The organism is Fictibacillus marinisediminis (genome assembly GCF_023149135.1).
Lineage (GTDB): Bacteria > Bacillota > Bacilli > Bacillales > Fictibacillaceae > Fictibacillus_C > Fictibacillus_C marinisediminis.
Map to the genome: position 1 here is coordinate 1,039,344 of NZ_JAIWJX010000002.1, position 16,368 is coordinate 1,055,711.

A 16,368-nucleotide genomic window follows, 5' to 3' on the forward strand; every position below is an offset into this window, starting at 1 on the left:
TCAGCTGCTGAAGAAGCCGCTTTTTCTGCGTTTTCCTTTGTAATAAGAATGCCCATGGCTTTTTCCGTAATGTTTTTTCCCATGGTCGCTGCTGCTGAACTTCTTATATGAATGTTTATGGTAATCACTGCTGCTGTATCGTTTGTGGCTTCCGCCAAGTATTGATTTCAATAATTTTTTTAACATGAAAAATCAACTCCTTTCCTAACTATACGGCTCTACTTCAGTTTAGTTTCATTTTTGCCCATATTAGCTGTAGGCTAATCCATAGAAATTACGTGAAGAAACTGCAACAAAAAGAATTTCTGCCGATATTAGAATAGTATTTTACTTGGTGTAGAAAGTGAGCAAACCAAGTTGTCTATTAAGCTAAGAACACTAGTCGCACTAACAATTGCTATTTTGATTTTTATATTGTCGGGCATTTTAAGCATCACCATCAGCAAGAGGTCGGGAGCTGATATTAAAAAGGAAATTGGAGTAACGCTGTCACAGAACGCCTATCAAATGGCTGATAAGCTGGATTACTTTATGTGGTCGCGTTATGGTGAGATTAAAGTGCTGAGTGAGCTCGATCAGCTTAAAGAACAGAAGCACCCGGAAAGCATTGAAAAAATGCTAAATCGTCTGCACGACAGCATTCCCTCGTTTTCATGGGTTGGACTGACTGATAAAAAAGGAAATGTCATTGCATCCACACAAGGAATTTTAAAAGGTAAAAACATTGAGGAACGCCCTGTATTCCAGCGAGCGAAAAAGGCTCCTTTCATAGGAGATGTCCATGATGCGGTTCTTCTGGCAAAGCTGCTTCCTAATCCGTCCGGTGAGCCGGTGCAGTTCGTGGATATCAGCACACCTGTATATGGGAAAAACGGTGATTTCAAAGGGGTATTGGCCGCACACTTGAGCTGGGAGTGGTCAAAAGAGATCCGGGATACTGTATTGCAGCCCATGAAAAGTGAGAGGGGCAGTACTGAAATTTTCATTGTCAGCGCCAAACAGGACACGATCCTTCTCGGTGCAAAACATATGCTTGGAAAACCACTGCACCTTAAAAGTGTAAAACAGGCACAGCAAAAGAAAAATCATTGGAACCTTGAGAGATGGCCGGATGGAAAAACTTATTTAACCGGTTATGCATTGGGACAGGGTCACTTGGACTATCAAGGCCTCGGTTGGGCTATCATTGTAAGGCAGCCGGAAGATGCTGCATTTATTCCTGCAAAAAACCTTCAGTCCTTTATCTTGTTTTTGGGAGGTATTTGTTCAGTGCTGTTCGCGATTGCCGGATGGCTGCTTGCAGGAAAAATTGCAGATCCGCTGCAGCAAATTACAAACGCAGCCTATGAACTCCGTAAAGGAAATAAAGTAGAGATTCCGCAAGTGAGAGGGATAAAGGACATCGAGGTTCTTTCGTCTTCCCTTCGCAATCTTGTGGCTTCATTAAGTGAAACAGAATCAGAGCTTGGCAGATTGGAAGATCTGGCTCATAACGATGCTTTGACAGGACTGCCCAACCGCCTCTCCCTTTATTTGCAGGTTGAACAGGCTATCCGGAGTGCAAGGGTGGTTGCTGACGGGTATTTCACTCTTCTGTTTATGGATTTAGATGGCTTCAAGCATGTCAATGATACATACGGCCATCATATCGGCGATGAATTGCTGAAGGAAGTGGGGAAACGGTTAAAACAAAACCTCAGGAAAGGCGAGTATGTGGCAAGATTGGGTGGCGATGAATTTGTTCTACTCATCGAATCTTCATCAGGTGATCCGATTGAAGAAGGGAAGCGGATCGGGTGCAGGATCATCAATGTGCTCAATGAACGTTTTATGTTCAATGGAAACAGTTTAACAATCGGCTGCAGCATTGGCGGTGCAGTTTGGCCCATGAACGGTGAAGATATTGAAGATGTGATGAAGCTGGCAGATCAGGCCTTATATCTTTCGAAAAAATCAGGTAAAAACCAAGTGAATTTTATCGATCTTCCATCAATACAAGCCGTGCAATAAGAAACGAAGATGTATTGAAAAGGAACAATGTTATAATATGGAAAAAGAAGGGGGGGCGTTTTTCATGACATCTGCGTATATCTTTTTCGGAGCTATTGCCATTCTGTATTTTATCATTATGATTCCTGTTCAATATTCCTATATTTCCGGGATGAAAGAGCGGAGCCGAAACACTTCGTTAAGCCAGCAGGAAATGTATGATCAAATGCCAGTCCAGGAAGAGCAGCTACATTATCATGTTCAGGGTAATCTTTTTAATCTGCCGTCTGCTCTTGTCGCCAGTCTGATTTATAAATTGAAACATCGATAATGTTATAAAAGCAGCGGTGCTTACTAAAAAGCGCTGTTGCTTTTCCTATGTCATTTAGTTGTTTTTTCGCCAAATAGTTGATAATTTAAAAAGGAATGCGGAATGAGGAGGATCAGCTTGAAGAATTTTAACATTATAAATCCAGCCGTTAATAAGGATATCCGGGCGTCCCAGGCTGCTGCAGGGGATACAGAGGAAGTTATGGCATTGCTTGTCCGGACAGCACAATGGCTGCAGAGCAAAGGATCGATGCAGTGGAGCGAGCTGCTTGAAGGTAAAGATGTTCATGGAATGGCTCAATCCATTTTAGACGGAAACGTGTTCGTTTTTAAAAATAAAGAAAATAAAATAGTAGGGGTGGTCATGCTCCCTCAGAAGGCGAGTGCTTGGGATCTTGAGCTTTGGGGAGATGATCTTGGGGAAGCGATTTACCTTCACCGTCTGGCGATTGACCGAAACACCGCTGGAAAAAATTTAGGAGCGGATATCCTGGACTGGGTAACGAATGGCATTTCGTTTAACGGAAAATCCGTCATCCGCCTGGACTGCATTGCCAGCAATGAAAGCTTAAACCGGTTCTACAGCGGTGCTGGCTTTACGTTTCGCGGAACAAGTGAAAGCGGCTTTAACATCTATGACAAGCCGAAACAATAAAAGAAAAGTAAAAACGCCCGGTGAAGAATCGCAGGGCGTTTTTCTCTTCGAATATTCATGGTTGTAATGTTTAGCTCCAGTGCTTGTCGGACTTGAACAGGGTGCTTACGCTTTTCTTACTTCCCTGTATGAAGGATTTTGAAGATGTTTTTCGCCTGATCGGTATTGTTGATTAACCCGGCGAACTTCTCCTTGCCTGGTCCGTACGCATAAACGTTAACATCCTCACCCGTATGGCCTGTGGTCGTCCAACCTGTGTTGGAACGGAGATCGGCTATTTTTTCGATGGCAGCATCGATTTTAGCCATATCCTTGGTTTTTGTTGCTTCTTTTACACTATTCATCTCATTCTCGGTTAACGTAAAATTTACATATTTCTGCAATGTTTGTTCCACATCAGCTCCTGACGCAATGGTTTCACCGAGGAAGTCAGGTGTGCGCTTAAAAGCTTTCACCGGATCAGCAAACCAGTTGTACTTGCCGTTTGCTCCGATCGACAACCCGCCCGTTGAATGGTCTGCTGTGGCAACAACGAGTGTATGCCTGTCCTTCTTGGCGAACTGGACAGCGGCCTGAAAGGCTTTTTCAAAGTCCTGCATCTCGCTCATCGTTCCGACGATGTCATTATCATGCTCCGCCCAGTCGATCTGGCTGCCTTCAACCATCAGGAAGAAGCCGTCTTTATCCCGGTCAAGCCTCTGGATCGCAGAGTTGGTCATCTCTTTCAGGGAAGGGAGGTCATGATTGCGGTCGATCATTTTAGGCATTCCGCCCTTAGAGAAAAGACCCAGGATCTGTTCGTTCTTGTTATGAAGAAGCTGTTCTTTAGTTGTAACATAACTAAAGCCAGCATTTTTGAACTCGTTCACCAAGTTTCTGTCATCACGGATAAAGTTGGCTGAACCACCCCCGAGGAGCACATCCACTTTATGTTTGCGGTTAATTTTCTCATCAAAATAGTCACTGGCAATCTCGTTCATGTTTTTTCGGCTCGGGTCATGGGCACCGAAAGAAGCGGGGGTAGCATGGGCAAGTTCTGAGGTAGCAACTAGTCCGGTAGATTTACCGCGAGCCTTTGCGGCCTCAAGGACAGTCTTCAATTCAGATTTGTCATTGTCAACAGCAATGGCCGCATTGTACGTTTTTTCCCCAGTCGACATGGCTGTGGCAGCAGAAGCTGAATCCGTTATGTTCTCATCAGGATCATCAGCATAGGTCATTTGTTTACCGACAAAATAGCTGTCAAATGCTGTTTTCTCCATTTCAACCGTATTCAGATCATCCTTCCAGTAGCGCAATGCGGTTGTAGCCGCTGGCCCCATACCATCACCGATCAGAAAGATCACATTTTTAATTTCCGGTTCCTTTTTTGTATTAAGGTTTTTGGCATCACCATGCATTGAGGTTGAAAGGCCTCCAAGCCCGACAGCAGTTACCAAGGCCAGCGGAAGCCAGCGTTTAAAATTATCCCTTATCATTGTCGTCCCCTCCTGTAATTTTTTATATTTATTTGTCAATTTAAGTATATTCATAATCTTTCAGGCACTCAATGGACCATAGGTATTGCCTAAATGGTACTAGATTACAAGAGGTGCTGAGGTAATAAACAAAGGAGTTGACACAAAAAAAAGAGCCAGGAACGTTCCCATGGCTCTTTAGCAGTTTTATTTACTCAATTATTTAGAAAAAGCATTGCTTGACGTACAGCCGGTGTGCTAAAATCAAGTTTGCGACTTACCGGAAATTGTAAATATAAGATTAAATTTACCCAAATTTATTATAATAGGTAAGTGGTTGTTTTGTCAAGAATTTTAGCATGGAAATTTGCAGATAAAGGAGAGGGGTTATGAACCAGTGGGAAACAGAATGGCAAAGAGAACAGGAACGCGTTAATTCGGTTGTTGATCAAGTGAAAAAGAAAATGAATGTTCTTGAGGAGCATCTTGGCGGGAAAAAAGAAGATGTGGTCCAAATCAGAAAAGACTTCTGGGAAGATGTGACCGTCAACTTTGACGATGCGCATGAGGCAGCAGAAACCGCAGCCAGTATTAAGCAGCAGGCAGAATTGCTGTCTGAATTGGAACGCAGCCATAAAAACGCTGAAGACCAGAAAAAAAGCCTTGTAAAACTGAGTGACTCCCCTTACTTCGGAAGAATAGATTTTAAAGAAGAGAAGGATGCCAAGACAGATCGAATTTATCTCGGAATCGCTTCGTTTTATGATGAAAAGGCAGATGAATTTCTAGTGTATGACTGGAGGGCGCCCATCTCCAGTCTATACTATGACCATTCAATTGGAAGAGCGGAATACGAGGCGCCGGAAGGTACCGTTTCAGGAGAGATGGAGCTGAAACGGCAATATATCATCCGGAATGCCCAGATCAAGAGCATGTTTGATACGGGTGTGACCATTGGTGATGAATTGCTACAGGAAGTACTGAGCCGGCAGGCTAATCCTCAGATGAAAAGCATCGTGGCCACTATCCAAAAAGAACAGAACCAAATTATCCGGAATACGAAGGGGAACCTTCTCATTGTCCAAGGAGCTGCCGGGTGCGGAAAAACGTCAGCGGCCCTGCAGCGTGTCGCTTATCTCTTATATCGATACAGAGAAACACTTTCGGCCAACCAGATCGTACTCTTTTCTCCCAACAACGTGTTCAACAGCTATGTCTCAAACGTTTTGCCTGAGCTGGGTGAAGAAAATATGCTGCAGACGACGTTTCAGCAGTATGTGTATCACCATCTTGGCGATTCCTACAATCTTGAAGATCCGTTGGAACAGATGGAGGCCGTACTTACTGCGGAAGACCATCCGGATCACAAAGTCAGGCTGGAGGGCATCCGTTTTAAAGCATCACTTGATTTCATGAACGTGATCGAAGCGTATATCGCTCATCTGCGCAATGAGGATATGCTCTTTAAATCTGTTTCATTTAGAGGGAGAGTCTTGATCTCGGCAGAACAAATCAAAGAAAAATTTTATTCTTTCTCCTTTTCGGTTTCCATTCCGGACCGCATGAAGCTTGTATCCGAATGGCTCGTGAGTGAGGTCAGGAGACTGGAAAAGACCGAGCGTAAAAAACCGTGGGTGGAAGAAAAAATACAGCTGCTCGATAAAGAAGTGTACGTCAGGCTCTATCAAAAACTAAAGAAGAAAAAGCAATACACGGAAGATTCGTTTAATGATTTTGAACAGGAGCAGAGACTGTTATCGGCGTATGTGGTTTCCAAAGCATTTAAGCCATTGAAAAAGTGGATCAAGTCCTTAACGTTCATTAATCTTAAGGAGCTGTACATGAGGCTCTTTACAGGCGAGGGGTTATCCTGGGAGAGGAAGGAGAAGTATCTGCTTCCTGGCAGCTGGAAAGAAATCGCCAGGCTGACTGCTGAAACCTTAAGCAATGGAGAACTTTTATATGAGGATGCAACTCCTTACTTATATTTAAAAGAACGGCTGGAAGGGTTTCAGACCAATACGGCAGTACGCTATGTATTTATAGATGAGGCACAGGACTATTCTCCGTTTCAGTTTGCCTTCATTCAGCGCCTGTTTCCACGAAGCAAAATGACCGTTTTAGGTGATCTCAATCAATCGATTTATGCCCATTCCACGGGTGATGCGTTTCAGATGCTGTATGAGCGTTATGGAAAAGACCATACAGAACGCATTATTTTAACACGAAGCTATCGTTCCACAAGACAGATCGTTGAATTTACACGGGAAATGCTGCATGAGAAGGAATCCATCATTCCCTTTAACCGTGATGGAGAAAAGCCGGTGCTGAAACAATACGAAAAGAAAGAGGACCATACTCGAGCCATTGCTGACATTATCCGTAAACTGCAGGATAAACAGGTAAAGACGATCGCTGTGATATGCAAGACGGCGAAAGAATGTGAGGAAGCTTACGAAAGCCTGAAAGATAAGGTTCATGTAGAACTCATGAAGAAAGATTCTTCTTCTTTCAAGCAGGATACGCTGATCATTCCATCTTATCTAGCTAAAGGGATCGAGTTCGATGCGGTACTGGTATACGATGCTTCAAATTTGCAATACGGTAAAGAAAGGGAGCGCAGGCTGTTTTATACGGTGTGTACCCGTGCCATGCACGAACTTTATCTGTTTTGCCGCGGAGCGATTTCTCCGTTCATCACTGCGGTTCCTCAAGATACCTTCGTGAGAGATAATTGACAAAAAACCTGCATACCATGAAACCTGCCCAAGGCAGGTTTTTTGCTTGTATGTCAAGCTTAAACAAAAAAACACACCCTGTTCGGGTGTGTTAATTGGTAGCTACGACCTTATAGCCAATTTCCTCAAGCTCGTGAATATTGTCGATATTTGTAACGCAGACGGAATCGTCATCGACTCTGCATACGACTGCTTCATTTTCATGGCAGTTCTGCAAAGCTCCTACTACAGATTCAAACTCTTTACCTAAAATCTCTTTCTGTCCAACTGACCAGGAACGCTGCCGGCAAACGTGATTGACTAACGAAACCATGACGGGACCACCTCCGTATGGATATATATGTTTTATACCACAATTCTAGCATTTTACTCTTATACAGGCAAAAAGAAATTTATTTGTAATAATTTATCTTATTATATCGAAAATTCTGCAAAATCGGAAGAGGGAAAGGAGTATTTATATTACCGTCTGAAAATGAGAAAGATACAGACTAAGTTAGGTTTGAAGAGGGTAAGTATCGTTAATAGTAAGCGGGAAGGGAGCTGTAAAAATGAAAGTATTAGTCGCAGGAGCAAACGGAACTACAGGAAGATTAATTCTGCAGGAATTAAAAAAAGCAGGACATGAAGCCAAGGCGATGATCAGGAAGAAGGAACAGGCCAATGATCTGGAAAGTCTAGGAGCCGAAATCGTGCTCGCTGATCTCGAAGGAGATGTCTCTGAAGCAGTAAAAGGCTGTGATGCGGTTATTTTTGCAGCTGGTTCCGGTTCGAAAACGGGTCCGGATAAAACGGAAGCAGTTGATCGAGATGGTGCGATCAACATAATGGAAGAAGCTGAAAAACAAAAGGTGAGAAGGTTTATTATGCTGAGCAGTATGGGAGCAGGAACTCCTGAGAAAGGACCGGAAGAGCTACAGCATTATTTAGAGATGAAAGGGGAAGCGGATGACCGGCTTGAATCCAGCAGGCTCCATTATACGATCGTCAGGCCAGGTGCGCTCACCGATGAACAAGGAACAGGCAAAATTAATATTGGTCAGAACTTGGGGAGTGGGAGTATTGCCCGCGCCGATGTGGCCAAAGTGATAGTAGCATCCCTGGATCTTGAAAATGCAAATCATAAAATCTTTGAAATTCTTGAGGGTGATCAGCAAGTAGCTGATGCTTTAAAATCACTGTAAAATGCATTTATGAATGTGCGAAAGCCGGCCAGCATGGCCGGCTTTTTTAATTACAAAATAAGAAAAATTCAACAAATTGTTTTTGGAACTGGATGAGCTGAAGGACATTGCCCAGGACTATGCTGCTTCTGACTGGAACCTTCAGCTCAAGAAAATTTTATAATGAACTGTTGAATACAATTTTAAAAAGAGATGCAGTTGCCGCAGGGAGGCTTACGAAGCAAATATTGGAGGACCGTTTGCGAATGTGGAAAACAGGAGAGTGAAAAGATGAAGAGTAAGGGATTGTATCAGGAATTTTTCCTGCATTTTGACATTTTGGTCATGGCATTGAATATGTTTGGAATGGCGGTCTTTGTAGTGGCGTCCGGTATTTGTTGGCTGGCGGTTCTCTGCTTTCTTCTGGGGCTTGTTGCCTTTATGTTCAGTGAATATTTAAAGGGTAGAAATGAGTCAAACAGCAAGGGATCTTGAAAAAAGAGCGTAATTGAGCCAAACTTTTTAATCTGCTTTTTTAGTGGATTTTTTGTTACAGTAGAAAAGAAGATAAAGATATTTGAGGAGATGATCATAATGAATCAGTACCTTTACAAGCAGTTTGAAATGACAAGAGGATTTTTTCTGAAAAATGCCAGCGCAGTTCCCGCTGAAATGGCTGATGTTCAGCCGGAAGGATTCAACAATACCATCCACTGGCACATCGGACATGTCTTAACCGTAACTGAGCAGTTTCTTTTCGGTTTTCCGAAAAAGTCAGCTCATCTGCCCGAAAACTATGTAGAATTGTTTGGCAAAGGAACAAAGCCGGCAGACTGGAAGGGAAATGTTCCATCCGTTGAAGAACTGGTCACTCAGCTGCAGGATCAGCTCGTACGAATTAAAGACATCCCGGAAGAAGCACTGGATGAAAAATTGAAAAAGCCGTTCCTTGGTCTGGAAACATTCCGTGAACTAGCAAACATGGCTGTTTTTCATGAATCCAATCATTTGGGACAGCTGCATGCGATCAAACTTCTTATTGAACGTACGGTCGTTAAAAACTAAGAAAACCCAGAGAGCAAAAAACGGCTCTCTGGGTTTTTTATGGATGGAATTTCAAACACAGACACAAGTGAAAAGTAAAGAACGAAACAGTGTTCATCATGAACAAATGAAATTATGAATGAATCACTGAATGCAGAAAATCGATATCATTTTTTATCTGTTCTTTCAGAAATCGGTCTCTGCAACGTAAATATTCATCCGTAAGCATGGCGATTTCCTTCATGAACAGCATAACCTCTGTTTTTTTTAGCATAAGTTAACCCTGCCCTGCACGTTTAGAATATGGAACAATTCTTCCTGATACTTTATTCCTCTTTATCAGTCAAAATAAACTAATATGTGCTAATTTTTTTGCCTCGTTCACAAATCTTTCAAGAAAACCACATTTGGGATAAAGCGTATTTATGCGGCAGGACGGGAGTCTGCCTGGTATTCACGGCCTGTTCTAGATACTTTATTCCAGTCCCGATTGAAGAAATAGGCGATGCTTCCATAAGCAACACATACCATTGTCACTATCCTGAAAATAAAGATATCAAAAAGAATAGTTGCTAAAAGGGGGTATGTGTCTTTTTCCTGAAAAGCGTAGCCATGATATTCTCCCATTCCGATGGCCACCATATCGTATACAAGGCCGAAAATAAAGATGTACAAAACATAGATGAGTACATATTCAAGAGCGGACGAGTGCAGGGCGAATCCGTCAACGACAAAGATACTGGTCATAAAATAAACCGCGAGTGTACCGGAAATAAAAGCTTCAAAAATATAGAAAAAGGAAACAGAGCTCGTAAACAGATTTTTTCCAAGGAATGATCTGAAATGAATGACACAGTCAATGAATGCTTTTTGCCAGCGGACCCGCTGTTTGAACAGATCCCATAGGTTTTCAGGAAGCTCGGTATAGCATACGGCATCAGGTATGAAAGTAACCTTTTTGTTCTTATCACCAGAAATGTGGCGCTGAATCTTTAGAGTGATATCGATGTCTTCTCCAATCGTCGTCCGATAGCCGCCGACGTTGAGCAGCACCTGCTTTCTGAAAATACCAAATGCACCTGAAATGATTGAGAGCGCTCCAAACCTTGCATGGGAGACCTTCGTAATGTAGAAGGCCCGGAGGAAATCAAGCGCCTGTGCTCGAATCAGCAGGTTCGTCCCACGTAATGTCAGTCCTGAGGATGGATTCTTCGTTTTTGTCTGAAGCACATGAACCATGCCGCCAGCAGCGACCACATTTTGCTCTTCGAAAGTTTCATTGATGGCCGGCAGGGAATGGTCTGTCATGATGGTGTCTGCATCAAGTGTTACAACAAGTTCATTGCTAGAATACTCAATGCCTGCATTGAGCGCATCAGCCTTTCCGCCGTTCGTTTTATCAAGCACATAAATATTCGGATAAAGCTCGGACTTGTAAAATTCGATCACTTTCTTATGTTTTAGCTGATTGAGCGGGAGTTTTGAGCTTTCTTTTAGTTGTAATAGCTCATTAAGTTTTCCAAGTGTAGCGTCAGTTGAACCGTCATTAATATAAATGATATCTAACGAAGAATAGGTTAATGTTTTCATGTTTTCAACGGATGTTGCAATGATTTTCTCCTCATTGTAACAAGGAATGAGTATACTGACACTTTTTTCAAAAATCGGTTTTGGCCGATACCGTTTTTTCCTTTTTTTAAATAAGGGAAGGCAGTTAAAGGAATGAATGATTGGAAAAGCGATAGAAAGAGAGAAGAAAAAAAGTACTGCATATTCCACTATGATTGACCTCCTTTTATGCTTCGTTAAAGTAAATCATGACCAAAACACCTTTTCAATGGCAAACAAACAAGTTGAACTTTTCTGTCAATTGAAAGCCTATACATATTTTGGCGGCTAAACGACTACAGTGAATATATACCTGTGCCAAAAGACGGATTGTGCATGAAAAGCAGAGAAGCTATGATTACGTTGAAAACAGAATACGTTTTCTGCTAGGGGAGCCCGTCAGCCGGGCTGAGAGAAGAGAGAATAAGCTCTTTGACCCTTTGAACCTGATCTGGGTTATACCAGCGTAGGGAAGTAGGAGTCGAAGTCATATATACATATCGTATATTTTTCTTTGTCTATCCTATCGGGTTCTTCTTACTAGAACCCGATTTTTTTTATGCTGTGTGTAACTTTGGACTCAATTTTATAAAAATGAGGAGGAAGTTGCATGAACGTTCAAAATGAAAATCAAGTTTTGCTTAAATCACAGTTTCCAAACAGCTCAAAGGTGTATAAGACAGGATCCCGTCCGGACGTCAGGGTGCCAATGAGAAGAGTCAGTCTTTCGGAAACACGGAAAGCTGGAGGAGCCGAAGAGAATCCGCCTGTCGTACTCTATGATACGAGCGGTCCTTACACCGATCCGGCATATGAGGCAGATGTGAAAAAAGGCCTGCCTTTGCTGAGGAAAAAATGGGTGAAAGACCGGGACGATACAGAACAATATGAAGGCCGCTCGGTAAAACCTGAAGACAATGGCTACAGAAAACAGTTTCAGGAGTCGTATGTTTTTCGTCCTTTTAAGCCGATGCGGGCAAAAAGTAGCGGAAATGTTACTCAGATGCATTATGCGAAAAAAGGGATCATCACGCCTGAAATGGAATTCATTGCGATCCGGGAGGGGCTTGAAGCCGATTTTGTTCGAAGCGAAGTGGCGAGTGGGAGGGCCATCATCCCTGCCAACATCAATCACCTGGAACTGGAACCGATGATTATCGGAAAGAACTTTCATGTGAAGATCAACGCGAACATCGGAAACTCTGCTGTGACTTCGTCTATTGAGGAAGAGGTTGAAAAAATGACATGGGCTACCTACTGGGGAGCGGATACGATCATGGATCTGTCTACAGGAAAAGACATCCATACGACCAGAGAGTGGATCATCAGAAACTCTCCGGTCCCTGTGGGCACCGTTCCGATCTATCAGGCGCTTGAGAAAGTGAACGGGATAGCGGAGGATTTATCCTGGGAAGTCTACCGTGATACACTCATCGAACAGGCCGAGCAGGGAGTCGATTATTTTACGATTCATGCCGGTGTGTTGCTGCGGTACGTGCCATTAACGATCAATCGGGTCACGGGCATCGTTTCACGGGGCGGATCCATCATGGCGCAATGGTGTCTCGCTTACCATCAGGAAAACTTTTTATATACTCATTTCGAGGACATCTGCGAAATCTGTAAAGCGTATGACATCTCCGTCTCATTGGGTGATGGATTACGGCCCGGCTCGATTGCGGACGCCAATGACGAGGCACAGTTTGCAGAACTGGAAACGTTGGGAGAGCTCACAAAGATCGCCTGGAAACATGATGTGCAGGTCATGATCGAAGGGCCGGGGCATGTGCCGATGCATCAGATCAAGGAGAACGTAGATAAGCAAATGGAGATCTGCCATGAGGCGCCCTTCTATACACTAGGACCTCTGACGACAGACATTGCGCCTGGGTACGACCACATCACTTCCGCAATTGGGGCAGCTATGATTGGATGGTTCGGAACGGCGATGCTTTGCTATGTGACGCCGAAGGAACATTTGGGGCTGCCAAACAAGGATGATGTCAGGGAGGGTGTGATCGCATATAAAATCGCTGCCCATGCAGCAGATTTGGCAAAAGGCCATCCAGGAGCATTGAAGAGGGATAATGCACTCTCAAAAGCTAGATTTGAATTCAGATGGGAAGATCAGTTTAATCTTTCATTGGATCCTGAGAAGGCAAGGGGTTATCACGATGAAACCCTCCCTTCACAAGGAGCAAAAACCGCTCATTTTTGTTCCATGTGCGGACCGAAATTCTGCTCTATGAGAATTTCACATGATCTAAGAAATATGTCTGCACAAGAACTTTCGGGTCAGGAAAAAGATGTGAAGGAAGGAATGCGGGAAAAAGCCAAGGAATTTCATGACAATGGCTCGAATATCTATTCATGAGCACCATTTCTATCCTTCGTGAAAGAATTGCTCTGCTGGAAATGCAGCTGCAGGAGATTCAGAGAAAATGCCGCCACGTATTTCTCGAAACCTCAGACTCCGATGTACGCATCTGTGTGAGATGCAGCTATACAGAAAAAATCCTGTACAGGTTCCCTGTAGAAAGAGCAGTGGTGCCTGACAGCATTTACACGCATAAACGGTGCCTGGCACCCAAATAAAGCATAGAAAACACCGCTCTTTGGCAATGATAAGGAAAAGGAAGATTCAGGGAGGATTTATATTGGGTACAAATTGGCTGCAGACTACATTAAACTGGACTGAGCAAAGAGTGGGGCAAGCTTCTGATGGATTCAGGGAGATCCTCGGAAAGATCAAGAACGAGCCGGCGATGACGGTTACTGACCTGGCGACCTTCATCATGCTTCATCCTGAGACCCATAAAGAGAGAAGCGATTTTCTCGGACTTACGTATTACACTTATTCATTGCATCTGGGGAACGTTGATCTCCTTCTGGAAACAAGAGAAGGAAATGAGCATAAGGTTTTAGAATGCAGAGTAGATGAAAATAATCAGGTGATCTCCCATTACCGTTCCTATGATGCAAAGGCCAAAGAACGCTTGGCCATTCCGTTGGACATCAAACAATATCATAATTAGAGTGAGATTCCCGTCTGCCAAAAGGCAGACGGGTTTTTTACTGTGTAGCGTGTTATATTTTAAGAATATTTCAAAAAATATTGTATGAAGCAATAATATTTAATAAGATAATCTCGAGTCGTTTCGTGAAAGACTTTTAATAAGGGAGGATTTAGAAATGCATAAAAGAGGGTTGCAGCTTTACACGATAAGAGAGCTTTGTGAAAAAGATTTCATTGGCACACTAAAAGAAGTTTCATCGTGGGGGTATAATGGTGCACAGTTTGCCGGTTATTATGACACTTCAGCAAAGGTGTTAAAGCAGGCACTGAATGAGTATGATTTAAAACCGGCAGGCAGCCACATCGGACTCGATCAGCTTGAGGGAGATGCACTCAAACGCCAGATTGAATACAATCAGTTACTCGGAAACGACTTATTAATCCTGGCATATCTGATGGAAGAAAATCGGAAGAATATAGAAGATTATAAACGAGCAGCTGAGATTTTAAATAATGCAGGGTATTTATTGAATCGCGAAGGGTTGAAATTAGGGTATCACAATCATGATTTTGAGTTTGTTGATCATGGGGGTGCTGCAGGTTACGATATTTTATTGGATGAGACCGATCCCTCACTGGTTTCCTTTGAGTTGGATTGCTATTGGGCAGCCTATTCAGGCTATGACCCTGCTGAGTTTATGGAAAGGATTGGGAAACGTCTTGTTACTTTGCACATGAAGGACATGGCAGTAAAAGGCACCGAAAAACAAAGCACGATTTTAGGAAACGGAGAATTGGATTTACAATCTATCATCAAAAAGGGCAATGATCTGAATGTTTCATGGTACATTGTGGAACAGGAGCATTTTGAAAAAGACCTTGTCACTACTGCAAAAGAAAATGCCAGGGTTCTTGAAGAACTACTAAGCTAGAAAACCTTTTTGATAAAAAGTGGCTCCAACGAGTTGCTCAGCCTGAGCGGCTGGAAAGGATTCTGCATTTTTTATTATCCAGCAAAACCGAAATAAGCCGGTATATTAATAGGAAAAAGCGGAGGAGGTACATGATGAGTATATATAAGAAAGAAGAAGGAAAAGTGGCCATTGTTACAGGCGGCGGTTCAGGAATTGGACGAGCAGCAGCCTTGGCCATGGGGAAGGAAGGCTTAAAGGTTTGTGTGATGGATGTAAAAGAAGAACGAGCAGAAGAAGTGGCAGGGGAGATTAAGGATTCGGGCGGGGAGGCGATGGCTGCGGAAATCGATGTTTCCAACCCTCATGAGGTGCAGCGAGGAATAGAGCAAGCGGTACAGAAGTGGGGGAGGCTGGATGTTCTATTTGCCAACGCCGGGATTAACGGGACTCTTGCTCCTATAGAAAATTTGTCGCTTGAAGAATGGAACACCACCATATCCACCAACTTAAACGGCACCTTTTTAGCCGTTAAGCATGCTATTCCCTATATGAAAAAAGCGGGAGGAAGCATTGTGATCACGAGTTCCATTAATGGAAACCGTAAGTTTCACGGATTCGGGATGGCGGCATACAGTTCATCGAAAGCAGCACAGGTTGCTTTTATGAAAATGGCTGCTCTCGAGCTTGCCCGGTATAAGATAAGAGTGAATGCGATTTGTCCTGGTGCCATTAATACCAACATCGGAGAAAATACAGATGCAACCGAAGCGGTAAAGGAGATTACGATTCCGGTTAATTATCCAGAAGGAAACCAGCCCCTTGCACATAAGCCTGGGGAACCTGAACAAGTCGCCGATCTCGTTTTGTTTCTGGCGTCTGAACGCTCCAGTCATATTACAGGAACAGAAATCTACATTGACGGCGCTGAAACACTTCTATAAAAGAAAATGAAAGAGTACAAAAAGAGAAGAGCTGTCACTAGCTCTTTTTTAAAAAGGCTGTTTTCGTAACCTTTGTTGCTCTTAGGAGTGGTTGATTTCCGTTTCAGGCTGCTCGCTTTCCGCGGAGCGTGCGGTGAGCCTTACCGGCGCCAGCGCCTACTTTCTCGGCGCATAACGCCTGCAGGTCTCACCTGCCACGCTTCCCCCGCAGGACAAGGAAAGCTTCAGCAGCGTTATATCGCACGAAGAAAATGTGAAGTTCATTTTCGAGGAGTCTCGCACCTTGCACTCCAATCAACAATCAATAAAGGTTTTTTACAAAATGTTGCCTAGCAACAAGCTTTTAGAGAAGAGCTGTCACTAGCTCTTTTTTTTTTTTTTTAAACCGCCAGCTCCTCGAGTTGGTTTAAGGTATCTGTAAGGGGAAATCCGGTATTGTGATACACGGGTATTATATAGGAGTTGAAATAGCGTTTATGCCGCTTTTGGGGCTTTAAACAGCATTGTAAAGAT

General features: G+C 43.3%; 16 protein-coding genes and 1 riboswitch. Of the genes, 11 read left to right on the forward strand and 5 right to left on the reverse strand.

The window, feature by feature from the left end; genetic code table 11:
- Entirely contained in the window at positions 1-186 is a 186-nt protein-coding gene (locus LCY76_RS05750; protein ID WP_248251824.1) for a hypothetical protein, read from the reverse strand.
- Positions 187-357: 171 nt separating this feature from the next.
- On the opposite strand from LCY76_RS05750, the gene LCY76_RS05755 reads away from it, so the two are divergent.
- From LCY76_RS05755 to LCY76_RS05765, 3 genes are all read left to right on the forward strand, one after another.
- Entirely contained in the window at positions 358-2,010 is a 1,653-nt protein-coding gene (locus LCY76_RS05755) for a sensor domain-containing diguanylate cyclase (protein WP_248251825.1), read from the forward strand.
- A gap of 64 nt (positions 2,011-2,074) precedes the next feature.
- The gene (locus LCY76_RS05760) at positions 2,075-2,320 is read left to right on the forward strand and encodes a DUF3949 domain-containing protein (protein ID WP_248251826.1); all 246 of its coding nucleotides are present in this window, start codon (positions 2,075-2,077) and stop codon (positions 2,318-2,320) included.
- 117 nt (positions 2,321-2,437) lie between these two features.
- Positions 2,438-2,974 carry a GNAT family N-acetyltransferase gene (locus LCY76_RS05765; protein WP_248251827.1) on the forward strand — a complete coding sequence of 179 codons (537 nt, stop codon included), beginning with the start codon at positions 2,438-2,440 and terminating at the stop codon, positions 2,972-2,974.
- 116 nt (positions 2,975-3,090) lie between these two features.
- Here LCY76_RS05765 and LCY76_RS05770 read toward each other — a convergent pair whose 3' ends face one another.
- On the reverse strand, positions 3,091-4,452 hold the full coding sequence (locus LCY76_RS05770; RefSeq protein ID WP_272885574.1) for an alkaline phosphatase: 1,362 nt from the start codon (positions 4,450-4,452) through the stop codon (positions 3,091-3,093).
- 368 nt (positions 4,453-4,820) lie between these two features.
- Between LCY76_RS05770 and helD the strand changes: the two genes are divergently transcribed.
- Positions 4,821-7,169: an RNA polymerase recycling motor HelD gene (gene helD, locus LCY76_RS05775; RefSeq protein ID WP_248251828.1), complete on the forward strand. Its 2,349-nt coding sequence runs from the start codon at positions 4,821-4,823 to the stop codon at positions 7,167-7,169.
- 91 nt (positions 7,170-7,260) lie between these two features.
- Here helD and LCY76_RS05780 read toward each other — a convergent pair whose 3' ends face one another.
- On the reverse strand, positions 7,261-7,482 hold the full coding sequence (locus LCY76_RS05780; RefSeq protein ID WP_062236130.1) for a hypothetical protein: 222 nt from the start codon (positions 7,480-7,482) through the stop codon (positions 7,261-7,263).
- Positions 7,483-7,720: 238 nt separating this feature from the next.
- Here LCY76_RS05780 and LCY76_RS05785 point away from each other — a divergent pair, with 238 nt between their 5' ends.
- The 3 genes from LCY76_RS05785 (at position 7,721) to LCY76_RS05795 (ending at position 9,397) form a co-directional block, all read left to right on the forward strand.
- A complete protein-coding gene (locus LCY76_RS05785) occupies positions 7,721-8,353 on the forward strand; it encodes an SDR family oxidoreductase (protein ID WP_248251829.1) in 633 nt (210 codons plus the stop codon).
- Between the two features lie 270 nt (positions 8,354-8,623).
- A complete protein-coding gene (locus LCY76_RS05790) occupies positions 8,624-8,827 on the forward strand; it encodes a hypothetical protein (protein WP_248251830.1) in 204 nt (67 codons plus the stop codon).
- A gap of 99 nt (positions 8,828-8,926) precedes the next feature.
- Positions 8,927-9,397 (forward strand): DinB family protein, encoded by a 471-nt coding sequence (locus LCY76_RS05795; protein ID WP_248251831.1) that lies wholly within the window; start codon positions 8,927-8,929, stop codon positions 9,395-9,397.
- A gap of 112 nt (positions 9,398-9,509) precedes the next feature.
- On the opposite strand, the gene LCY76_RS05800 is transcribed toward LCY76_RS05795, so the two are convergent.
- Complete coding sequence (locus tag LCY76_RS05800; RefSeq protein ID WP_156418955.1) at positions 9,510-9,650, reverse strand: hypothetical protein; 141 nt, start codon at positions 9,648-9,650, stop codon at positions 9,510-9,512.
- A 149-nt stretch (positions 9,651-9,799) separates the two neighbouring features.
- Positions 9,800-11,155 carry a glycosyltransferase family 2 protein gene (locus LCY76_RS05805; RefSeq protein ID WP_248251832.1) on the reverse strand — a complete coding sequence of 452 codons (1,356 nt, stop codon included), beginning with the start codon at positions 11,153-11,155 and terminating at the stop codon, positions 9,800-9,802.
- Positions 11,156-11,362: 207 nt separating this feature from the next.
- Positions 11,363-11,474, forward strand: a riboswitch (TPP riboswitch).
- A gap of 120 nt (positions 11,475-11,594) precedes the next feature.
- Between LCY76_RS05805 and thiC the strand changes: the two genes are divergently transcribed.
- The 4 genes from thiC to LCY76_RS05825 all read left to right on the forward strand — a co-directional run bounded on the left by thiC (position 11,595) and on the right by LCY76_RS05825 (position 15,855).
- Positions 11,595-13,358 (forward strand): phosphomethylpyrimidine synthase ThiC, encoded by a 1,764-nt coding sequence (gene thiC, locus LCY76_RS05810; protein WP_248251833.1) that lies wholly within the window; start codon positions 11,595-11,597, stop codon positions 13,356-13,358.
- A gap of 283 nt (positions 13,359-13,641) precedes the next feature.
- Positions 13,642-14,019, forward strand: coding sequence for a hypothetical protein (locus tag LCY76_RS05815; protein WP_248251834.1), 378 nt, complete (start codon positions 13,642-13,644; stop codon positions 14,017-14,019).
- 157 nt (positions 14,020-14,176) lie between these two features.
- Positions 14,177-14,932 (forward strand): sugar phosphate isomerase/epimerase family protein, encoded by a 756-nt coding sequence (locus tag LCY76_RS05820; RefSeq protein ID WP_248251835.1) that lies wholly within the window; start codon positions 14,177-14,179, stop codon positions 14,930-14,932.
- Between the two features lie 134 nt (positions 14,933-15,066).
- A complete protein-coding gene (locus LCY76_RS05825) occupies positions 15,067-15,855 on the forward strand; it encodes an SDR family oxidoreductase (RefSeq protein ID WP_248251836.1) in 789 nt (262 codons plus the stop codon).
- The last annotated feature ends 513 nt before the right edge of the window (positions 15,856-16,368 follow it).